Annotated in this window: 25 protein-coding genes; 15 read left to right on the plus strand and 10 right to left on the minus strand. The window is 63.0% G+C overall.

Going from position 1 to position 20297, the window contains the following annotated elements; translation table 11 throughout:
* The first annotated feature begins 235 nt into the window (after positions 1 to 235).
* Positions 236 to 772, plus strand: a complete 537-nt coding sequence (locus DXY04_RS05220) for a photosystem I assembly protein Ycf4 (protein ID WP_115009215.1) — start codon at positions 236 to 238, stop codon at positions 770 to 772.
* Between the two features lie 4 nt (positions 773 to 776).
* Positions 777 to 1448 (plus strand): peptidylprolyl isomerase, encoded by a 672-nt coding sequence (locus tag DXY04_RS05225; protein WP_115161292.1) that lies wholly within the window; start codon positions 777 to 779, stop codon positions 1446 to 1448.
* A 1-nt stretch (position 1449) separates the two neighbouring features.
* On the opposite strand, the gene ilvN is transcribed toward DXY04_RS05225, so the two are convergent.
* The gene (gene ilvN, locus DXY04_RS05230; protein ID WP_115132937.1) at positions 1450 to 1980 is read right to left on the minus strand and encodes an acetolactate synthase small subunit; all 531 of its coding nucleotides are present in this window, start codon (positions 1978 to 1980) and stop codon (positions 1450 to 1452) included.
* The gene (locus DXY04_RS05235; protein ID WP_115161293.1) at positions 1952 to 2917 is read right to left on the minus strand and encodes an alpha/beta fold hydrolase; all 966 of its coding nucleotides are present in this window, start codon (positions 2915 to 2917) and stop codon (positions 1952 to 1954) included. Before DXY04_RS05235 ends, ilvN begins: the two co-directional genes overlap by 29 nt.
* A gap of 37 nt (positions 2918 to 2954) precedes the next feature.
* Here DXY04_RS05235 and DXY04_RS05240 point away from each other — a divergent pair, with 37 nt between their 5' ends.
* The 5 genes from DXY04_RS05240 to DXY04_RS05260 are packed head-to-tail and all read left to right on the plus strand — an operon-like array spanning position 2955 to position 6330.
* Entirely contained in the window at positions 2955 to 4085 is a 1131-nt protein-coding gene (locus DXY04_RS05240) for a N2,N2-dimethylguanosine tRNA methyltransferase (RefSeq protein WP_115161294.1), read from the plus strand.
* Between the two features lie 28 nt (positions 4086 to 4113).
* Complete coding sequence (petM, locus tag DXY04_RS05245; RefSeq protein WP_011364936.1) at positions 4114 to 4215, plus strand: cytochrome b6-f complex subunit PetM; 102 nt, start codon at positions 4114 to 4116, stop codon at positions 4213 to 4215.
* Between the two features lie 56 nt (positions 4216 to 4271).
* Entirely contained in the window at positions 4272 to 5234 is a 963-nt protein-coding gene (locus DXY04_RS05250) for an NAD(P)H-binding protein (RefSeq protein ID WP_115161295.1), read from the plus strand.
* Between the two features lie 53 nt (positions 5235 to 5287).
* Entirely contained in the window at positions 5288 to 5503 is a 216-nt protein-coding gene (locus DXY04_RS05255; protein WP_114988609.1) for a hypothetical protein, read from the plus strand.
* Entirely contained in the window at positions 5503 to 6330 is an 828-nt protein-coding gene (locus DXY04_RS05260; RefSeq protein ID WP_115161296.1) for a methyltransferase domain-containing protein, read from the plus strand. Before DXY04_RS05255 ends, DXY04_RS05260 begins: the two co-directional genes overlap by 1 nt.
* Here the strand turns inward: DXY04_RS05260 and DXY04_RS05265 are convergent.
* On the minus strand, positions 6263 to 6925 hold the full coding sequence (locus DXY04_RS05265; protein WP_244278584.1) for a pseudouridine synthase: 663 nt from the start codon (positions 6923 to 6925) through the stop codon (positions 6263 to 6265). The two genes, DXY04_RS05260 and DXY04_RS05265, sit on opposite strands and share 68 nt — an antisense overlap.
* Before the next feature lie 201 nt (positions 6926 to 7126).
* Between DXY04_RS05265 and infA the strand changes: the two genes are divergently transcribed.
* The gene (infA, locus tag DXY04_RS05270; RefSeq protein WP_006041809.1) at positions 7127 to 7396 is read left to right on the plus strand and encodes a translation initiation factor IF-1; all 270 of its coding nucleotides are present in this window, start codon (positions 7127 to 7129) and stop codon (positions 7394 to 7396) included.
* A 12-nt stretch (positions 7397 to 7408) separates the two neighbouring features.
* Here infA and trxB read toward each other — a convergent pair whose 3' ends face one another.
* The 3 genes from trxB to DXY04_RS05285 all read right to left on the minus strand — a co-directional run bounded on the left by trxB (position 7409) and on the right by DXY04_RS05285 (position 10635).
* Positions 7409 to 8791, minus strand: coding sequence for a thioredoxin-disulfide reductase (trxB, locus tag DXY04_RS05275; RefSeq protein WP_115161298.1), 1383 nt, complete (start codon positions 8789 to 8791; stop codon positions 7409 to 7411).
* Between the two features lie 107 nt (positions 8792 to 8898).
* Positions 8899 to 9147: a hypothetical protein gene (locus DXY04_RS05280; protein ID WP_244278585.1), complete on the minus strand. Its 249-nt coding sequence runs from the start codon at positions 9145 to 9147 to the stop codon at positions 8899 to 8901.
* A 96-nt stretch (positions 9148 to 9243) separates the two neighbouring features.
* On the minus strand, positions 9244 to 10635 hold the full coding sequence (locus DXY04_RS05285; protein WP_115161300.1) for a DEAD/DEAH box helicase: 1392 nt from the start codon (positions 10633 to 10635) through the stop codon (positions 9244 to 9246).
* Between the two features lie 165 nt (positions 10636 to 10800).
* On the opposite strand from DXY04_RS05285, the gene DXY04_RS11790 reads away from it, so the two are divergent.
* Entirely contained in the window at positions 10801 to 10977 is a 177-nt protein-coding gene (locus DXY04_RS11790; protein WP_186495854.1) for a hypothetical protein, read from the plus strand.
* A gap of 48 nt (positions 10978 to 11025) precedes the next feature.
* Here DXY04_RS11790 and DXY04_RS05290 read toward each other — a convergent pair whose 3' ends face one another.
* Entirely contained in the window at positions 11026 to 11604 is a 579-nt protein-coding gene (locus tag DXY04_RS05290) for an EF-1 guanine nucleotide exchange domain-containing protein (RefSeq protein WP_115008613.1), read from the minus strand.
* A gap of 124 nt (positions 11605 to 11728) precedes the next feature.
* On the opposite strand from DXY04_RS05290, the gene DXY04_RS05295 reads away from it, so the two are divergent.
* Genes DXY04_RS05295 through DXY04_RS05310 form a run of 4 tightly spaced genes read left to right on the plus strand, consistent with a single transcriptional unit; the run spans position 11729 to position 15616 of the window.
* Positions 11729 to 12868 carry a Re/Si-specific NAD(P)(+) transhydrogenase subunit alpha gene (locus tag DXY04_RS05295; protein ID WP_244278586.1) on the plus strand — a complete coding sequence of 380 codons (1140 nt, stop codon included), beginning with the start codon at positions 11729 to 11731 and terminating at the stop codon, positions 12866 to 12868.
* Complete coding sequence (locus tag DXY04_RS05300) at positions 12868 to 13164, plus strand: NAD(P) transhydrogenase subunit alpha (protein WP_011364925.1); 297 nt, start codon at positions 12868 to 12870, stop codon at positions 13162 to 13164. Before DXY04_RS05295 ends, DXY04_RS05300 begins: the two co-directional genes overlap by 1 nt.
* On the plus strand, positions 13164 to 14585 hold the full coding sequence (locus tag DXY04_RS05305) for an NAD(P)(+) transhydrogenase (Re/Si-specific) subunit beta (protein ID WP_115161301.1): 1422 nt from the start codon (positions 13164 to 13166) through the stop codon (positions 14583 to 14585). The genes DXY04_RS05300 and DXY04_RS05305 overlap by 1 nt, the downstream gene beginning before the upstream one ends.
* Complete coding sequence (locus DXY04_RS05310) at positions 14585 to 15616, plus strand: alpha/beta fold hydrolase (protein ID WP_170951348.1); 1032 nt, start codon at positions 14585 to 14587, stop codon at positions 15614 to 15616. Before DXY04_RS05305 ends, DXY04_RS05310 begins: the two co-directional genes overlap by 1 nt.
* Positions 15617 to 15651: 35 nt before the next feature.
* Here DXY04_RS05310 and DXY04_RS05315 read toward each other — a convergent pair whose 3' ends face one another.
* A complete protein-coding gene (locus tag DXY04_RS05315; protein WP_115161302.1) occupies positions 15652 to 16797 on the minus strand; it encodes a fatty acid desaturase in 1146 nt (381 codons plus the stop codon).
* A gap of 296 nt (positions 16798 to 17093) precedes the next feature.
* On the opposite strand from DXY04_RS05315, the gene DXY04_RS12625 reads away from it, so the two are divergent.
* Positions 17094 to 17318 carry a hypothetical protein gene (locus DXY04_RS12625; RefSeq protein WP_206749652.1) on the plus strand — a complete coding sequence of 75 codons (225 nt, stop codon included), beginning with the start codon at positions 17094 to 17096 and terminating at the stop codon, positions 17316 to 17318.
* A gap of 65 nt (positions 17319 to 17383) precedes the next feature.
* On the opposite strand, the gene DXY04_RS05325 is transcribed toward DXY04_RS12625, so the two are convergent.
* On the minus strand, positions 17384 to 18631 hold the full coding sequence (locus DXY04_RS05325) for a 1-deoxy-D-xylulose-5-phosphate reductoisomerase (protein WP_115161304.1): 1248 nt from the start codon (positions 18629 to 18631) through the stop codon (positions 17384 to 17386).
* A gap of 79 nt (positions 18632 to 18710) precedes the next feature.
* On the opposite strand from DXY04_RS05325, the gene DXY04_RS05330 reads away from it, so the two are divergent.
* Complete coding sequence (locus tag DXY04_RS05330) at positions 18711 to 20030, plus strand: sodium-dependent transporter (protein ID WP_115161305.1); 1320 nt, start codon at positions 18711 to 18713, stop codon at positions 20028 to 20030.
* A 20-nt stretch (positions 20031 to 20050) separates the two neighbouring features.
* On the opposite strand, the gene DXY04_RS05335 is transcribed toward DXY04_RS05330, so the two are convergent.
* Positions 20051 to 20293: a hypothetical protein gene (locus tag DXY04_RS05335; protein ID WP_244278588.1), complete on the minus strand. Its 243-nt coding sequence runs from the start codon at positions 20291 to 20293 to the stop codon at positions 20051 to 20053.
* Between the last annotated feature and the right edge of the window lie 4 nt (positions 20294 to 20297).

The following is a 20297-nucleotide window of genomic DNA, read 5'->3' on the forward strand; positions in this document are numbered from 1 at the left end:
ACGTCAAACCATCCCCGCTGTGGCGCGCGTCCTACAGCGATCGTCATGAGAGGTGAACGGTGCGGAAAGCCGCAGGCTGTGGGATACGCAGCGACCTTAACAATCTTCACGCGACCTGCGGGGCTGATTTGCGTGAGCTGAAACGCCCTGTATAGCTCTGTTTCTTAGGGATTTTTTCCTATTTCGTCGTCGGGGCCTTTCTGCGGTCACAATGGCGCTTCGTTCTGGCTGGGTCATGTCCGCAGCAGTGCTCGAGCAACCCGTGCTCGGCTCCCGTCGTCTCTCGAATTTTCTGGTGGCTTCGGCCGTCACGATTGGGGGCGTGGGCTTCCTTCTGGCTTCGCTCTCGAGCTACCTCGGTCGCGACCTGCTCCCCTTGGGGCACCCCGCTGCGCTGGTGTTCGTGCCCCAGGGACTGGTGATGGGCTTGTACAGCCTGGCTGCGGCGTTGCTGGCCACTTACCTCTGGTACGTGATTGCCGTGAACGTTGGCGGCGGCAGCAATCGCTTCGATAAAGATGCCGGCGTGGTGACCATCAGCCGTCGTGGTTTCCGCAAACCCGTTCTGGTGGAAATTCCGCTTAAAGACGTCAAGGCGGTGAAGGTGGAGGTGCGCGATGGCTTCAATGCGCGCCGCCGCGTCGCCCTGAGAATCCAGGGACGCCGTGACATGCCGCTCACCCGCGTTGGTGAACCGCTTCCTCTGGCTCAGTTGGAGAAGGACGGTGCTGAACTGGCCCGCTTCCTGGGCGTCAACCTTGAGGGCCTTTGATCCGATGCGTCGTCTTCGTTCCTGGGCGCTGTTGCTGCTCATCCCGTTGTTGGTGAGTTGCAGCCCTTCCCCGCGCGCTTCGGTGGTGACCGGTTGTGCTGATGCTCAGGCGGCCTGCCTGCAGGGCCTGGCCACCGTCACCATGCAGACGAGCCAGGGCGAGTTCACGATTGAAGTGAACGGCGATGCCGCTCCCCTCACCTCCGGCAATTTCATCGATCTTGTGCGGCGCGGCACCTACGACGGCACCATGTTCCACCGCGTTGTTCGCGAGCCCGTTCCATTTGTTGTTCAGGGGGGCGATCCGCAATCCAGTGATCGATCGGTTCCCCTGGGGCAGCTTGGTACCGGCAGTTTTGTGGATCCCGACAACGGCCAGGCGCGGATGATCCCGCTTGAGATCAAGTTCCGATCCGAGCCGCAGCCCCGCTACAGCAGGGTCAGCACCAATCCGGCAGAACTTGATGGCCTGGAGTTGACCCATGAGCGTGGTGCGGTGGCCATGGCCCGCTCCCAGGATCCTGACTCCGCCAGCGCCCAATTCTATTTGGCCTTGCGCCCCTTACCGGAACTCGACGGTCGTTACGCCGTCTTCGGCCGTGTGGTGGACGGCATGGAGGTGGTGGATGCGATCCAGCAAGGAGATCGCATCACCAAGGCTGCGATAACTCATTAACTCAGGCGGGCACCCGGCTGTGGCTAGGTGACACCTTGAGCATTTCGGTGTTCACGCCTGAGGCCCGCTCCAGGGCCACCTTGCCGGTGCGGGCGATTTCGAGAATGCCGAAGGGGGCCATCAACCGTTCAAGGGCCACCAGCTTTCCGGGATCCCCCACTACTTCCAGGGTCAAGGCTTCATCGGCCACGTCCACAACCTTGGCCCTGAACACCTGAACAAGTTCGATCACGGCGCCCCGGGATGCTGCCGGTGCTGAAACTTTGAGAAGCATCAGCTCACGCTCCACGGCGGGGCGCTGGGTCAGGTCGAGCACCTGAAGCACATTCACCAGCTTGTCTAGCTGTTTGGTCATCTGCTGGAGCGTCTGGTCGTCGCCCTCAACAACCATCGTCAGGCGCGATTGCCCTTCGGCCTCTGCTGGGCCGACAGCCAGGCTGTCGATGTTGAAGCCGCGTCGGGCGAAGAGTCCTGCGATCCGGCTGAGTGCGCCGGATTCGTCTTCAACCACCACCGAAAGGGTGTGTTTCATCGCCGCTGGTCGTCCCCTGCCGGTCTGGTCCTCCCAAGTTACGGTCCAGCCAGGGCAACAACACAGCTAGGAAGCGATCAGGCGCTTCGTCATGGGGGCAGTGTCCGCAGCGATCCAGCACCCTCAGCTCGAGTTCTGGGTGGCTGGCGGCCACGGATTCCCCGATGGCCAGGGGCACAAACCGATCCTGACGGCCCCAGATCAGCAGCATGGGCACCCGCAGTTGCTCGAGCAGGGCGGGGGCGGTGGCGCCTCGGGGACGGTTGGCCATGCCCAGGCTCATGCCCCGCAGGGCCCGGGCTGCTGTGGGGCGCCGGGCAGGACGGGCGATCAGCTGCAGCAGCTCCGGGTCGGATTGGATTGACTGCCAGTAAGCCCCCTGAAGCCCAGCTTTGAGCAGGCCCGTGCGCGCGATCAAGGGCACCACAAGTTCAAGCGGGAGCACGTGCAGCACTAGGGCGAGCAGCCGCCGCTGCCAACGCCGCCGCCAGGGCGTCCGTCGTTTCGGCAACGGTTGAATCAGGGCAGGGTCCGGCAGGGGCGCGGCGACCACCGCCCGCACCCGTTTCGGCGCCAGCACCGCCGCGGTGAGTGCGGTCAGGGCCCCCAGGGAATTGCCGATCACCACTGCTGGCTCTTGCACCACCTGATCGAGGAATGCGCACACCTGCAGGGCCCAGAGCCGGTTGTCCATCGGCCGCGCCGGCTGGGCGGATTGGCCGAAACCCAGCAGATCCAGGCTGTAGACCCGCCAGCCCTGGTCAGCCAGGCGCGGCGCGCAGTGGCGCCAGTGTCCGCTGGCGGCGCCGAACCCGTGCAGCAGCAGCAGGGCAGGGCCCCTTTCAGGGCCGCTGACCCGCCAGTGGCAGGGCCAGCCCCTCCACTGCCAGGTGCTCTGGACACCCCACTCGGCAGTCTGGACAGCAGCAGGCGGCACCCTTCTGACCTCAACCGATCATCACTATCGCGAAGGTTTGGCTGAGCTCAGCCTTGGCCCAGGCTTTTTCAGGCCTGAGTCGCGTCCGGCCCGGGACCTTTCGGTGTTGCTGGCCCGTCACCAGAGCCTCCATGCCACGCGCCCCCTGCGCTGGCTGGATCTGATGGCCGGTTGCGGGATTAGGGCCCTGCGCTGGGGGTTGGAGGCGCTGGCCAGCCCGGCCGTTGAAACGGAGCTCTGGATCAACGATGGGGATCCCGACCGGCTGCCGCTGATCCAGGCCAATGCGGCGGGGCTGGGGTGTTCAACCCGGCTCACGGCTGAGGCTGCAGACCTGCTGCTGCACCGCTCGATTGTTGAGCGCCACTGGTTCGATTTCATCGACCTTGATGCCTTTGGTGCTCCTGGGCCTCTAATTCAGCCGGCCCTTCAGGCTCTGCGCTTCGACGGCCTGTTGTTTCTGGCCTCCACGGATGGTCGCTCCCCCACCGGCCACGACCGGCCAGGCGCCATCCGCAGCCTTGGGGCTGCCGCTCGCGCCCATCCCTCCAGCTGGGAAATGGCCCTGCGGCAGCAGATTGGGCTGGTGGCGCGGCAGGCCTGGATGCTGGGCCGTGGACTGCAGCCACTGTTCAGCTTCAGTGAAGGCCGCACCTTTCGCCTCGCCCTGCGCCTGCGGCGCCAGATCCCCGCGGGCGATGAACTGAAGCTGGGGCTGGTGGCCCGTTGCGAACGCTGTGGTGCTCAACGGGTGCAGCCCCTGCTCAAGCTCAGCGGCTGGCCTGCCTGTAATTGCGTGGCTGGGCAGGGGCGCTGGAGCATCAGCGGCCCGCTGTGGATCGGTCCCTTGCAGGAGCCGCAGTTGTTGCAGCAGCTGATTGCCGAGGCTCAACCGCTGGGGCGTCAGCAGATCAGCCCCGCCACCCTTCGATTGATGCAGCGCCTGCAGGCGGATCCCGGTGATCGCCCCACGGTCTGGCCCACCGATGAGCTGGCTCGACGGCTGGGCATCGGAGGACCACCAGCTCTGGGGCCATTGGTGCAGGCGCTCCAAGCAGCGGGTTATCGCGCCAGTGCCAGTGGCGTCATGCCTGGCCAGGTGCGAACAGATGCGGAATTACCGCAGCTGTTACAGATCTGCGCCAGCCTGCGGGGGGAAGGGATTTAAATGGGCGGGTGATCGCTTTGCCCAGACCATGGCTGCTGAGATTTTTGGAACTGCTGCGATCTTCTGGGTCTTGATTCCCGTCGGCCTCGCTGGTGGTGCTCTGCTGCTGAAACTGCAAGGCGACGACTGAAGCAGTCGCTTTGGTACTGGGGCCATTAGGCTCCACCCTTCGTGAGGAAGGCGCCGATGCAAGTGCTTGTGGTGGGTGGCACCGGCACCCTGGGACGACAGATCGCCCGTCGTGCCCTTGACGCCGGCCACCAGGTGCGCTGCATGGTGCGGACTCCCCGCAAGGCTGCTTTTCTGCAGGAATGGGGTTGTGAGCTGACCCGGGGTGACCTGTTGGAGCCCGACAGCCTCGATTACGCCCTTGAGGGCATGGATGCCGTGATCGATGCATCCACCAGTCGCCCCAACGACCCCCGCAGCATCTACGAAACAGATTGGGACGGAAAGCTCAATCTGCTTCGTGCCTGTGAGCGGGCAGAGGTGAAGCGCTTTGTTTTTCTCTCGCTTCTGGGCGCTCATCAGCACCGCGAGGTTCCCTTGATGGACATCAAGGCCTGTACGGAGAAGCTGCTGGAGTCGTCGGATTTCGACTACACGATCCTGCAGGGTGCCGCCTTCATGCAGGGGGTGATCAGTCAGTTCGCCATTCCTGTTCTGGAGAGCCAGACGGTGTGGGTCAGTGGCAGCCCCACGGCCATCGCCTACATGAACACTCAGGACATGGCCCGCTTCGCCGTTGCGGCGCTCGAGCGGGAGGAAACCGTGCGTGGCACCTACCCCGTTGTTGGCCCCAAGGCCTGGAACACTGGCGAACTGGTGCAGCTCTGTGAACGCTGCAGTGGCAAGACAGCCCGCGTGTTTCGTGTGCAGCCCGTCCTGATGAACCTGATGCAGGGAGTGGCGTCCTTCTTTGAACCCGCCGTCAACGTGGCGGAGCGCTTGGCTTTTGCTGAGGTCACCGGCAGCGGTCAGACCTTGGATGCCCCCATGCAGAACAGCTATGCCGCCTTCGGTCTTGAGGCCTCGGAGACCACGGAAATGGAGGGCTACATCGGTGAGTACTACGACACGATCCTGAAGCGCCTGCGCGAGATGGAAGCCGATCTCGACAAGGACGCGAAGAAAAAGCTGCCTTTCTGAACCTTGATCCCTCTTGGTTCTTTTGTACTATCGCCTCAATTGATCCTGTTCTGATGGCTGTCGCTCAGCTCAAAAATCTGCAGCGGCGTCTGCAGTTGTTGTCGGATGAGGCGGAACAAGGCCTCAACCGCGTCTGTGGCCATGAGCTGTGGAAGTCGGTGGGCCCCGATGCGGTGGATGGTGTGGAGGACCCCGATCGACGGGCTGAGGCCAACTACTGGTACGGCCAGTGGAATGTGGTGCGTGAGCTGCAGGAGGCGATCGGCTGATGGCGGAATCGTGTTGTTCGTCCCCAGTGCCCCAGTCTCTGGATCAAACCCAGGCTGTGGAAGCGCGTTATGGGGCTGCTGCCCAAGAGCAGGAAGCCTGCCTTTGCACCCCGGTCGGCTTCGACCCTGCCCTGCTCAAGGTGATTCCTGATGCTGTCGTTGAACGGGATTACGGCTGTGGTGACCCCACCCGCTGGGTGAAGCAGGCGGACCACGTGCTGGACCTGGGCAGCGGCAGCGGCAAAAACGCCTTCATCTGCAGCCAAATTGTCGGTGCATCCGGTCGCGTGACCGGTGTGGACCGCAACGCCGACATGCTGGCTTTGTCGCGTCAAGCCATCCCGGTTGTTGCTTCAGCTGTGGGCTTCGACAACGTCCGTTTTGTTGATGGGGCCATCGAAGCCCTGGATGCACCCACGGCCACGGGTGAACCCCTGATCGCAGACGCTTCGATCGATGTGGTGCTGAGCAACTGTGTGCTCAACCTGGTGAACCCATCAGCACGCGACAGGCTCCTGGCCAACATTCGCCGGGTCCTGGCTCCCGGTGGTCGCGTTGCCATCAGCGACATTGTTTGCGATCAGGTGGTGCCCCTGCGTTTGCAGCAGGACCCTGATCTCTGGAGTGGCTGCATCAGCGGCGCATGGCAGGAGCAGGCCTTCCTGGAGGCCTTCGAAGCTCTCGGATTTGAGCAGGTTCGCTACGCCGATCGCAGTGAGCAGCCCTGGCGTGTGGTGGAGGGCATTGAATTCCGGGCGGTCACCCTCGTCGGTGCCCTCCCCTCCGATGTCCTCCCCGCTGAGCACCAGCGCTCGAGCTGCTGCTGATCAGGCGGTTGAGCCGTTCCTGTTCAGCTGCAGTCACCGCACGCCAACTGCCGGGGTGAAGGCCCGTGAGGTCCAGCGGGGGACCGTTGTCCATCAGATCGATGCAGCAGCGCACCAGACGCAACGTCGGCAGGCCAACAGCCGCCGTCATCCGGCGCACCTGCCGGTTGCGCCCCTCGGTGAGGGACAGCTGCAACCAACTGGTGGGAATCGCAGCGCGAAAACGAATGGGGGGTGTTCGCTCGGGCAACGTCGGTTGGTCTTGGCCCTGAAGCCAGCGCGCCTTCGCCGGCAAGGTCCGGCGCCCCTGGACCACAACCCCATCGCAGAGCTGTTGCAGTTGAGTGGTGTTGGGAGTTCCTTCCACCTGCGCCCAGTAGCTGCGCCAATGGCCAAAGCGAGGGTCAGTGAGGCGCTGTTGGAGACGGCCGTTGCTGGTGAGGATCAGCAGCCCCTCGCTGTCGGCATCGAGCCGGCCCGCGGCATACACCTGGGGCATATCAACAAAGTCGCTCAGGCAACGCCAGCGGCTTCCCTCCTCCGGCGTGAATTGACTCAAAACCCCGTAGGGCTTGTTCAGCAGCAGCGTCGTCAAGTCAGCTTGCGTTTTCGCGCATCCTCCACAGGTTGACCACGCCAATGGATATCAATAGCAGGCCGAGATCCAGGCTCAACGGGGGGAGAATCACGGCAGGGGGATGTGTGTCGGCGTTGGAGCCTAAGGGCTGTGTTGCCTCTGCGGGGTGCAAGTGGCCTTCTAAACTGACTGCAGCAAGACAGAACTGGCCACCAGCGCATGATCGAAACCTCGGGCGTGATCGAGAAGGAACAGGGCAACGGGTTCTATCTGGTCACCCTCGAGCAGCCTGCTGGCCACCAATGCCTCTGCAGAGCCGCTGGAAAGCTCACCAAGTTCCGGATCAAATTGCTCGCGGGTGACAAGGTGCTGGTGGAGATCAGCCCCTACGACCTCACCCGCGGCCGCATCACCTACCGCGAGCGCAATGCCGGTGCTCCCGGCGGTCGTCCCGGCGGTAACCGCCCCGGTGGACCGCGTCGCCGTTGAGGGCTACTGCCCTCAGGCTGCAGCCTGAAGGCAAGCTTCAATCGTAGCTTTGAATTCACTGCGCTGCTTTACGCCGCGCCACTGCTTCACCATGGCCTTGTTGTGGAACAGCTGCACCGTGGGTGTGCCGTTCACTCCGGCCTGTTCAGCGATCTCCTGATCGGCTTCGATGTCGATCACAATGGCTTGGGCTGATCCATCCAGTTCTTGAATCACTCGCTGCAACTGGGGTTTCAGCACGTGGCAAGGGCCGCAGCTGGGTGAGGTGTAAATCACCAGCAGCGGCTTGGCGCTGTCGTGATATAGCTTGCGCAGGGCAAAGCTTCCTTTCTGCCACAGTCCCTGAGGGTCGTAGGTGGCTTCCGTGGTGACATCCACATTCACCGGGCGTTCCGCCACCGCTGGCTCCACCTGCTCACGCTGCACCCGGGTAGCCAGGTTGTGGTGACTCAGCCAGCGCTCCGCTGCTAAGGCCGCCTTGCAGCCGCTGCCAGCTGCGGTGATGCCCTGTCGCCATTCGGCATCGGCCACATCGCCGGCCGCGAACACGCCTTCCATGCACGTTTCCGGTCGTCCCGGTTCCGTGGTCAGGTAGCCCTTGTCGTCCAGATCGATTTGCCCCTGAAGCAGATCGGTGTTGGGGGTGTGACCGATGGCATAGAAGAGCCCCTTGACGGCGATGGTGGATGAACTGCCCTCGATGCGATTGCGCAGGGTCATCGACTGCATCCAGTCCTCCCCGTTCACATCCTCGATTTCGCTGTTCCAGTGCACCGTGATCGCGTCGTTGGCCAACACCCGATCAGCCATCGCGGCACTGGCGCGGAGCTTGTCGGAGCGCACCACCAGATGCACATGGCTTCCGTACTTGGTGAGGTACACCGCCTCCTCGCAGGCGGAGTCGCCGCCGCCCACCACGGCGAGTTCCTCATTGCGGAACTGCGGTGTGGCGCCGTCACAGATCGCACAGGCGCTGATGCCTTTGCTCCAGAAGGTTTGCTCTGAGGGAAGTTGGAGGCGGTTGGCACTGGCGCCGGTGGCGATCACCAGGGCGTGGGTGCGGATGGTCTGTCCCTCGACCTCAATGCGGTAGGGCTTGGAGCTGAGATCAATGCTGTCGGCATCTGCTTCCAGCAGGTGGGTGCCCCAACGCACCGCCTGGGACTTCATCAGGTCCATCAGGTCGGGCCCGAGCACACCATCAGGGAAGCCCGGAAAATTCTCCACATGGGTGGTGGTCATCAGCTGGCCACCGGGGATGCCACCGCGTTGGAACCCAGTGATCAGCAGCGGTTGAAGGTTGGCCCGTGCTGCGTAGATGGCGGCTGTGTACCCGGCTGGCCCTGACCCAACGATGACCAGGTTTTCGATGTGATCCGTACCGGCTTGACCCACCGCTTAAGCGAACTGACTATGAGTTAAATCTAAGGCCCTGCTGGAAGCCGACGTGAGCAAAGGCTTGGAAATGAATGAATGAGATTTAGAAGAATTTAAGAAAAACTTTAGATTTCAACTTGTGAGTCGTTGGAGCTGGGGTCGTGAATTGGACGCCGTTTGCGCGGGTTGCGCGGAGCTGCCAAAACATTGGCCTCGAGCATCTCCACGTTTTCGCCGATGCATGTGATCCATTCGCAGAATTCTTGCGTTATCGCATAACTGTCTTCATAGCGCTCTTCCTTGTCTAGGACTGCGATGCGCGTGGATGCCCAGCCCGTTGCAACGACGATCCGGCGTTCCATTGCGGCGTCCATGACTGTCTCCTCGATGTAGATCAGGTTGGCGGATCGGGGGTCCCTTTCAGCCCTCCATTTGCACAAATTCGCATTTTCCTCTGGCCAATGCTGTGCTCAGCGCTGCAAAAAAGCGGGTAATTCGGGCGTTTTCAGCCGGATCACAGCGCCGGCTCCGTCCTCCACCGCTTCCAGGGGAAGGCTCGGTCCGCGCCAGGCGCCAACCCCCGGCTGCTCGTCTTCGGCCTCCTGCTCCTGAGGCCGCAGCACGTAGGGCTCAGCCACCGACCATGAGCGGGCGTAGTCCATCAGCAGTGGGTCTGCTGGAGCAAAAACGTAAGAGGCTTCCCTGGGAATGGCTTCACGGGCGGCCAGTTCAGGCGTCATCCGCACAGCCCGGGTGATGCCCTGCACAAAACGGCTGCGGGTCACCACGGTGGTCAGGTAGGCCACCACCCGCAGACGTGGCGCATCAAAGCCCTCCGCGCACATGTCGATGCTCACCAGCCAATCGGCGTCACCGCTTTGGAAGGCGTTCAAGCGCTCCGTGGCTTGTGGGCTCTGGGAATGGATCAACTCCACCCGGTTGCCGTCGTCCATCAACACCCGGCTGATGGCTTCGGCGTGGCTGATGTCGCGGGCGATGACAAGACCAGCAGCCTGCGGTTGTCGCTCACGCAACTGGTTCAGCTTCTGCTGGGCGCGCAGCAGCACCTGCTGGCCAATGCTGCTGCTGTCGGCCAGGCGAATGGCGCGACGCAGGTTTCGCGCGCGCCAGCTTTCCCGTTGCTCCGCCGAGAGGGGGGAAACGTCGCGGTCGGGTTGGCCTTCGCGGCTGTGTTCCACCCAGCCGTCCTGAAAACGGAACTCCAGGGGGCGCACATCCCCTGCGGCGATCAAGTCCCTGGGTTCAACGCAGAGATCCGGTCGGATCTGCTCAACCCAACCGCCGTCATCGAGCCGCACCCGCATGCGCCGGGCGGCGCAGAACGCCAGGTTGTCGGCACGAAATGGGGTGCCCGTGAGCCCCAGGCGCAGCCGCACGTTGCCGGTCAGCTCCAGAAAGGTCTGCCCCCAGGCGGTGGCATCCGGTTCGTCGGGATCAACGCCGAGATGGTGGGCCTCATCGGCGATCGCCATGCAGGAGCTCAGGCCCCATTGCTCGAGCCGTGCCCCCAGAGCCTCGCGCTGGCGACCGGCACCCTGATAGGTCACCAACAAGCCATCAGCGTCCTGGCTTTGCTCCGGCGGGCAGGGCCACTCCTCCAGCCGCAAGCCAAGACGCGCCGCGGCGGATTTCCATTGGTTGAGGATCGAGGTCCGGTGGCAGAAGACCAGGAAATGGTTCAGCCGGCCCTGATCGTGCATGGCACGGAATCCCAGCAGCGCCCCGAGGGTTTTGCCTGCTCCGGGGCCTGCAAACACCAGCAGGTCGCGGCTGCTGCCCTCAAGCTCGAGCCTGCGCCGCAGCAGCTGAATCAGCTGTTGCTGCCACTGCCTTGGTTGCACCTGGCGTGCCTGGGCCTCGTTCGTGGTTTGCCTGGCCGGGAGGTTGAAGCTGACGGCTGAGATATCACCTCCCGGGAAGATGAGTCTTTTTAACCATTCCTTTGCGCCGTGGCATCTCTACCGTCCGGCCATCAGCTCCATCGGGATCGGGTCCCGCCCATCGCCATGGCCCAACGTCGTTTCTTCAGCAGCCCCCTCGATCAGCAGCGCGACCAGCTCGATGGCTGCTGGCAACTCGAATGCGACATCGATCCGTTGATTCTTCGGGCCCGCGTCCTGCACCGCCGCGGAGAGGTGAACGGGGCCGCCGGCCTCGAACAGGAAGTGCTGCCGATCGTCTGATCCGGCAGCACGTCTTGGATCATCAGCGCTTGCTTTAGAGCGCCTGCTTCAGAGCGCTTCGGCGTGGTTAACCACCAGGTGCTCCACTTCCTTCAAGGCCTCCTCCGAGGCGGAACGAGCTGCCGTGAAATCCCCCTTGGCGGTGTCCAGCAGCTGCTGAGCGAGCCGATCCAGCAGCTCCTCTTTGTGCTCCTCAAGCATCGCCACGATCTCGGTCTCCACCAAGGTGCGCACCGCCTGAATGCGCAGGTCGTCGTTCTCGGCCTCCGCGAAGGTGCCCTGCACGAGTTCCTGGATGAACAGGCGGTGCACCTCGCTGCTGCGCAGGAAGCTTTCCGTGGCGTTGATCATCCCGTCCACCAGGGTGCGATCGGGTTCGCTCTCGCCGTCGTTGAGCTTGAACTCCCAGTCCAGATGGCGTCGCTGCCAGCCGGCCGTGTGCAGGCTCGGCATCACGCTTTGCGAAAAGGTGTCGACGGAGATTTCATAAATCCGCTCCGCCAGCCGTTCACACCAGTCTTTGCCGTGCAACTGGAGGGTGGACTGCATGGTTTCTCGTTCAACGGCATGGCCACCGTGGTGGCTGTGGCAGAGGCCGTCCGGACACTCGATTGCGCTGAGACCCATGGGGAGCACAGAGGGTGCACTTCACGTAGCAAGAGCGACAGAACTCAGGGCCTTTCTTCAGGAAGGTTCCTGATGGCGAGAAGGCGACCTCGTAACCTCGCTTGGGTCGGTGGTTGTGTTCGCCTTGCCCAGACTTCTGATACCGGTGGAGTCGACACCGGGAGAAACCCGGGTCGCGGCAACGCCGGACACGGTCAAAAAATTCGTCTCGTTGGGCTGCAGCGTCGCAGTCGAATGCGGAGCCGGTACTCCCTCCGGATACCTCGATGAGGCCTACGCCGAGCAGGGCGCAGATCTCATTGAGAAAGGAGACACGTCGGCCTGGGGTCAGGCCGACGTTCTCCTCTGTGTTCAATCGCCGAGCGCAGCCACCCTGGCCCGCTTGCGCCAGGGAGCGCTGGTGGTCGGTCTTCTTTCCCCCTACGCCAACGAAGAGCTGACGGCCGCCCTGAAGCGCAGCGGCCTTTCAGCCATGGCGCTCGAGCTGTTGCCCCGGATCAGCCGGGCGCAGTCCGCCGATGCGCTCTCCTCCCAGGCCAACATCGCGGGCTACAAGTCGGTGCTGCTGGCCTCCGCCGCGCTGGACCGTTATTTCCCGATGCTGATGACGGCGGCGGGCACCGTTCAGCCGGCCAAGGTGGTGATTCTTGGAGCCGGTGTGGCGGGCCTTCAGGCCGTGGCCACGGCGCGCCGTCTGGGTGCTGTCGTGTACGTCAGTGATATCAGACCTGCGGTGAAGGAGCAGGTGGAATCCCTCGGCGCCCGTTTCATTGAGCCTCCCGAAATGGAGGACAAGCCTTCGGAATCCGGTGGCTATGCCAAACAGGCCTCCGATGCCTTCCTGGCGGCCCAGCGTCAGCAGCTGTCGGATCAGCTGGCGGAGGCCGACGTGGCCATCTGCACAGCCCAGGTGCCCGGCCGCCGCGCTCCGCGTTTGATCAGCGAAGACATGCTCGATCGGATGCGCCCCGGCGCGGTGGTGGTGGATCTGGCCGTGGCCCAGGGCGGCAACTGTGCCGACACCGTTCCTGGCAAGACCGTGGATCGCAAGGGTGTGAAGCTGATCGGTGGTAACGACCTGCCCTGCAGCGTTCCCAATCACGCCAGTGCGCTCTACGCCCGCAACCTCGTGGCTCTGCTGGAGCCCACCTTGAAGGACGGCGTCCTCAGCCTTGATCCCGAGGATGAACTGATCGCCGGCTGTCTGATCGCCCAGGACGGCACCATCCGTCGTGGCGATGTCCTTACCCCAGGTGCCAACTGATGTTTGTTGAATTCCTCTGGGTTCTCCTGCTTGGCAGCCTGCTTGGGCTGGAGCTGATCGGCAAGGTTCCCCCCACCCTGCACACTCCCTTAATGAGTGGTGCCAATGCCATCTCGGGCATCACCGTGTTGGCAGCACTCACCGCCATCATCAAAGCCGGCGACAACACCGTGCTGTTGCTGCTCGGTTCCGTCTCGCTGGGCTTTGCCCTGTTCAACGTGATCGGGGGCTTCCTCGTGACCGATCGCATGCTGGCCATGTTCAGCCGCAAGCCTGCTCGCAAGGAGAACCGCTGATGTCTGACCTTCTCAAATACGCGATCGAGCTGGTTGCGGTTCTGCTGCTGGCCCTCGGCATCAAAGGTCTCTCCAAGGTGCGTTCCGCCAGGGGCGCCAACCAGCTGGCCGCTGTGGCCATGGGCCTTGCGGTGCTGGGTCTGCTGATCAACTACCTCGGCACCAGCGGCATCAGCATCGCCGCCTGGACCTGGATCATCGCCGGAACGTTGGTGGGTGGTGTGCTCGGCGCCATCACCGCCCAGCGGGTGCCGATGACCTCGATGCCGGAGACGGTCGCCCTCTTCAACGGCTGCGGTGGCATGTCGTCACTGCTGGTGGCTCTGGCTGCTGCGCTTTACCCGGCGGCCCTCGATGCGGCAGGCCCTGTGGCCGTGGTGTCGATCGTTGTCTCCGTGTTCGTGGGTGCGATCACCTTCACCGGCTCGATCGTGGCCATGGCCAAGCTGCAGGGTTGGCTGTCCACGCCGGCTTGGATGCAGAGCAAGGCGCGCCACGCCGTGAACATTGCGCTGGCGGTGGCATCCCTTGTGGGTGCCGTTGAGATGCTGCGCAACGCTGATTCGAGCACGGGCCTCTGGCTGCTGGTGGTGGCCTCCGGCCTGCTGGGAATCGGGGTGACGCTGCCGATCGGCGGCGCCGACATGCCCGTGGTGATCTCCCTGCTGAACAGCTATTCCGGTGTGGCTGCCGCTGCTGCCGGTTTCGTGGTGGGAAGCCAGTTGCTGATCGTGGCCGGCGCCATGGTTGGTGCTGCTGGCCTGATCCTCACCCAGGTGATGTGCAATGGCATGAACCGTTCCCTGGTGTCTGTGCTGTTCGGTGGCGCCCTGGGTGCCACGACCGCTGCAGGCGGTGGCGGCGGTGAATACACCAACATCACCAGCTGCAGTGTTGAGGAGTGCGCTCTCACCCTTGAGGCCGCTGAACGGGTAGTGATTGTTCCGGGCTATGGCTTGGCCGTGGCTCAGGCGCAACACACGCTCAGGGAAGTGACTCGGGTGCTGGAGAGCGCTGGTATCGATGTGGCCTATGCCATTCACCCGGTGGCCGGTCGTATGCCGGGTCACATGAACGTGCTCCTGGCTGAGGCCGATGTGCCCTACGAGCAGCTACAGGAGATGGATCAGATCAATCCCGAGTTCCCTGCCACCGACGTGGTGTTGGTGCTGGGTGCCAATGATGTGGTCAATCCCCAGGCCAAGAACGACCCCAATTCGCCTCTCTACGGCATGCCCGTTCTGGATGTGCAGGACGCCCGCACTGTGTTCGTGGTGAAACGGGGCATGAGCGCTGGCTACTCCGGCATCAAGAACGATCTGTTCGAGCTGGCCAACACCTCGATGCTGTTCGGCGATGCCAAGAAGGTGCTCGGCGATCTCCTGGTGGAACTCAAGGATCTGGGACTGGGCAAGAAGTGATGGCCCGCGGCGTGGATAACCCCCAGCTGCGGGAGCGGCTGGGGGTTCCGTCGTTTGAGCAGCGCTGGCCCTGGATTGGCGGTGACCTGCAAACCCTGCGCGACACCCTGCGCGAGGTGGATCTCCCCCACGATCAAGGGGTCCCGATTGAAATTCCCGTGCCAGCCCTCCCCAGTGGAGCGGCGGCTGCCGGGTCGTTGCTGGCCCTGCTCGATCTGCCGGAAGGGGACCCCAAGGGCTTGGTTTTGCTGCTCCATGGGCTGGGTGGATCCAGTTCCCGGGAAGGCCTGAGGCGGATGGGTGTGGCGCTCCAGGCCGCCGGTTTTGCAGTGCTGCGCCTCAACCTGCGCGGTGCTGATCCAGGCCGCCACCTTGCGGGTGGCACGTATGCAGCACGCTGCAACAGCGATCTGCTGCCGGTGATTGCTCGGGCCCGAAGCTTGGCGGCGGGTCGCCCACTGCTGGGGGCAGGCATCTCCCTGGGCGGCACGATGCTGCTCAATGCCGCTCTGGCTTCCCCCGGTGTGCTTGATGGCCTCTTCTGTGCCAGCAGTCCCCTGGATCTGGCGGCCTGCAGCGCCTCGATCGAGCGACCGCGCAATCGGGTCTACCAACGCTGGCTACTCAAGCGGTTGGTGCGTCAGACCCTGGCAGATCCCTTTGGGGTGAGCGCCGACGAGGAAGCCCAGCTGCAGGCGACGCCCCCTCGTTCGATTCGTGAGTTCGACAGTGCCGTGACGGCTCCCCGCTGGGGGTTTGCGGATGTGGAGGCCTACTACCGCGAGGCTTCACCCCTGCAGCATCTGGTGCCCGCATGTAAAGCGATGCCGCCCACCTTGCTGCTGCAGGCCCTGGATGATCCTTGGGTTCCTGCTTCCTCTGCAATGGATCTCGCAGAGGCGCTGCCTCCGGAGGCTGCGATTCACACCTTGTTCACGCCACGGGGAGGGCACAACGGCTTTCATGGCCGCGACGGATGCTGGGGCGACCAGCTGGCGGCGGCCTGGCTCAGGGACGTTGTTGCTGGTTAAGCCGTGATCCCCACATGTTGTGGGGCCCTATCGCTTCAGTAGTAGAAGGCCCGATCGCTTGGGTTCTGGTACACAGCGCCACCACAGCGGGTGGCAATCCTCCACAGCGCTTTGTGGATCGGTGTTGAGTCGTAGCGCACCAGCTCAGGAAACCTCTGCCTCAGCAGTTGAGTTCCACGCCAGGAGTTGTAGTGCGGAATCGATGAATTCACGTGATGGCACACGTGGGTTGAGCCAATTCCATGGTGCAGCAGGTTGAGGATGGGCCCGTAGGGACGATCAACCGTTTGCAGGGCTCCCTTCGACCACGTCCAGGTTTCGTTGGAGAAGTGAGGGATATCGGTGTTGGTGTGCTGCAGCCAGGTGTAGGTGGTCAGCCACATGTTGATCACCAGGTAGGGCAGGCCGTAGACGCACAGCACACGGAGCAGGGAAAACTGCACTGAGGCGATGAGCAACAGGGCAACCATGGCGAGCAATCCCAGGTTGGATCGCAGCATCCACTTGCCGAAGGACTGAGGGAAGAGACGGCGTTTGCCGTTGAAATTGCGCTTGCGATTCCAGAAATGAGAGGTGGGGGAGTCGTAGTCCTCGCCGCCGGTGGCGCCCAGGAAGAGATAAAGCTGCCAGCCAATCACGAGGTGATTGAACAGAGAAATGATCCCGAAGACGGTGGGATTCAACCTCTGCTTGAGCTGTTCGGTGGTTCGTCCCATCGGTGACGTTGCCCGCGGCGGAACATGGGTTTCTCCCTGTTCCAGGTGATTGCAGTGGGCGTGGTGCACCGCATGGCTGTGGGCCCAGCTGTAATACGGCACCAGCAAAATGCTGTGCAGAACAAAGCCCACAACGCCTTCAATCCGGCGGTTGGGGTGGAAGGCGTGATGGCCGCATTCATGGGCGATCACCCAGCAGCCCATCGCGATGGTGCCGGTGATCACGCCGTAGAGGAGCCAGAGGGGGGTGGCGGCTGCCGAGAGCGGGAGAAGGGTTCCCAGGCCGACGGCCAGAAGCGAAAGCCCAGCAGACATGGCCAGGCTCGCCCAGGACTTCGCTGGGCTCAGCTTGGAGAGCTCTGCTGGCAAGGCGCTGAGCAGCTCAGCTTTGCTCGGGTAGAGGATTGATTCAGCGCTGTCTTCAGGGGCTGGATTTGCGGGTCGGGTCGCAGTTGCAAATGCCAAATGGAAGCCTCAAGACAAGCGCTCATCTGTTGGCGCTTAAGGTTTTCATCATAATTGCCTGGGCTGCGACCTGTGGGCGCATGGTGCTCAAGAGCTCAATAGCAATTGTTCGGATTTCGTTGTTTGGAATTCCGGCTGGATTTCAAGTTCCTTTTGCTCAGAGTTCCTTCTTTAGGTGCAAATTGAGCCTTTCGCTAATGCTTTGCTGGATTGATTAGGGATCAAATTTCGCCTGAAGGGGAGCCAGTGGGTGTCTCGAATGGTGTTCTTTTGAGAATCCATTCTTCAATGGGTTGTTGGCCGATGATGTGTTGTTCGATGATTCTTTTGACGCGATCAGGCGAAACGTCGGCGTACCAAATTCCGTCTGGCCAGACCAGAAGAATCGGCCCTCGCTCGCACACCCTGAGGCAATCGGCTTTGCTGCGCAGAACAATTCCCTCCGGGCGTTCCGTGTTTTCGAGATTCAGTTCGCGAACAACGCTCTTCAGTTCATTCCAGGTTTGTGCCCCAAGCGCTGAATCGCAGCATTTGGCTTTGGTGGCGGTTGCGCAGAGCAGGAGGTGATGGCTGACCCGTTGCATGCCTAAGCGGCGAGCGCTCCCATGGGCAAACGGGTCACACCGCGGTTCACCTGTTCTCGCACGGCGGTTCGCGCCCACTGATCCACCCGCAGCACGTCGTCCAACTGGGGTTGGGCCATCAGATCGGGTTTATGACGCTCGCAGGCGGCCTCGATAACTGTGGGGATATCGAGGAAGTGAATCTTCTCCTCGAGGAACTGCGCCACGGCTTCCTCGTTGGCAGCATTCATCACCGCAGGCATGGTGCCGCCGGCGCGTCCGGCGGCGTAGGCCAGCTCCATGCAGGGGTACTTGGCGGGATCGGGGGCCCGGAAGCTGAGCTGACCCACTTCCGTGAGATCCAGTCGCCGCCATGGCGTCTCCAGGCGAGAGGGCCAGCTGAGGCAGTAGAGGATCGGCAGCTTCATGTCGGGCCAGCCCAGTTGGGCCAGCACGGAGGAATCCGCCAGTTCGATCATCGAATGGATGATGCTCTGCGGATGGATCACGATCTCGATGTGGTCGTAATCCAGGCCGAACAGGTAATGGGCTTCGATCACCTCCAGCCCCTTGTTCATCAAGGAGGCGGAATCCACGGTGATCTTGCGGCCCATGCTCCAGTTGGGGTGACTGGTGGCATCGGCCACGGTGGCTTTTTCAAGGTCTGCGGCCGTCCAGTCGCGGAAGGCGCCGCCGGAGGCTGTGAGCTGAATCCGGCGCAGCCCCGGTGTGGGCACGCCGGTGGAGAGGCGTGCGTTTTCAGCCCAGGGGGTTCCCTGCAGGCACTGGAAAATTGCTGAGTGCTCCGAATCCGCCGGCAGCAGACGGCTGCCGCTCTTCTTCAGCTCCGGCAGCACCACGGGGCCGGCTGCAATCAGCGTTTCCTTGTTCGCCAGAGCCAGGTCTTTGCCGGCGCGGATCGCCGCCAGGGTCGGTAACAGACCGGCGCAACCAACAATGCCCGTCACCACCAGGTCGGCGCTGTCCCAGGCGGCAGCAACGTTGAGACCATCAGCACCTCCCACCAGCTGGGGTGCATCAGCGCCTGTGACGCCGGCGTCCTGCAGATGCTCCTGCAGTTCGGGCAGGAGATCGTCATCGGCCAGGGCCACCACCTCAGGGCGATGCCGCTGAACTTGGTCAACCAAAAGCTTCAGGTTGCGGCCGGCCGTCAGGGCCACAACGCGGAACTGCTCTGGAAACTCCTCAGCGATCTGGAGGGTCTGGGTGCCGATCGAACCGGTGGATCCCAGCACGCTGATGGCTTTCATGCTGTTCCGGCAGTTGCGACAAGTCTCCCACCAGGACCGTTGAACGCTGGCAAGCTGGCGGACAGCTTGTGGAGAGCGCATGGCGAAGGAACAGTGGCGATCGGGCCTGGGGTTTGTCCTTGCAGCTGCGGGCAGTGCCGTGGGTCTGGGCAATCTCTGGGGCTTTGCTTACCGCGCCTCCCAGGGAGGTGGCGGCGCCTTCCTGCTGCTCTACGTGGTGATTGTGCTGTTGGTCTGCCTGCCGGTGCTGGTGGCCGAAATGGTGCTGGGGCGCAGCACCGGCCAAAGCCCCCTGCTCGCGCCAGTGGCGGCCGCAGGTCGCCGTTGGCAGCCGATGGGTTGGCTGTTCGTGCTTGCGGCCAGTGGAATCCTGGCCTTCTATGCCGTGTTGATGGGGTGGACCGGGGCCACCCTGGTGCAGACCCTCACCCAGGGGCTCCCGGCAGATATCGTTTCAGCGGAAGCATTTTTCGCCGGCCTCAGTGGCGGCCGCTCTGCCTTGATCGGCCAGCTGCTCAGCCTGGTGGCGACTGCTGCTGTGGTGGCGGCTGGCGTGCGCGGAGGCATTGAGCGGTTGTCCCGCTGGGGGCTGCCGCTGTTGTTTGTGCTGCTGATTGGCCTTGCGGTATGGGCCGCTGGTCTTGATGGGGCCTCGGAGGGCTATCGCACCTTCCTGCTCCGCTGGGACAACAGCCAGCTGCAGGACCCCACCACGATTCGCAATGCCTTCACCCAGGCCTTCTTCTCGATTGGCACGGGCATCGGCTGCATCCTGGCCTATTCGGCCTACCTGAGCCGGCGCGCCCACCTGCCGCGGGAAGCCGTGGCGGTGGTGGGGATGGACACCGCTGTGGGCTTGCTGGCCGGCATGGTCACCTTCCCCGTGGTGATGAGCTTTGGCCTCCAGGATGTGATCAGTGGCTCCACCCTGGGCACGATCTTCATCGCGCTGCCCACGGGCCTGGGCTCGCTGGGCGCCACAGGTCAGCTGGTGGCGGTGCTCTTTTTTGCTCTGGCCCTGATTGCAGCGATCACCTCAGCGGTGTCGCTGTTGGAGGTGCCGGTGGCCTGTTTGATCGATCGCCTGGGGTGGAGCCGCTCCCGGGCCGTCTGGGGCTCCGCGGCGTTGATCTTTGTGGCCGGTCTTCCAGCGGCCACCTCCATGGAGGTTCTCGGCTGGATGGATTCCGTGTTTGGGGGCCTGCTGCTGATTCTGGGGGGCTTGCTCCTGGCCCTGTTGCTGGGTTGGGTGCTTCCCGCCCGTTTTCAGGAGGAGCTCAGCCATTCGGGGAGCCCGATCTGGCTGCAGCGCTTTCTGCTGGTGATGCTGCGCTGGATTTCGCCGCCGGTGATCGCCGTTGGTCTGGTGATCAGCGTGGTTGATCTGATCCCCGGCTGAAGGATTCGCCTGGCGAGTGCTTACGGCTGATCCGAAGAATTGAGCATGGATTCCATCTTGCGAATCCTCTGCAGCATCTTGTCCCACACCTCTGCTTTCCAGGCTTGCTCCGCGTCGCCCGTGGACGCGGCCAATTGCTTCTGAGCCCCGAGCTTCGCCTCAAGATCCTCACCGGCATCGAGGGCCTTCATCAGCTCCATCTCGAGCTTGGCGGTTTCCATGAAGTTCAGCTTCTTCAGCCAGAGCATGGGGAGCGACAGCATTGGG

The sequence above is a fragment of the Synechococcus sp. UW86 genome, from assembly GCF_900474085.1.
GTDB lineage: Bacteria > Cyanobacteriota > Cyanobacteriia > PCC-6307 > Cyanobiaceae > Parasynechococcus.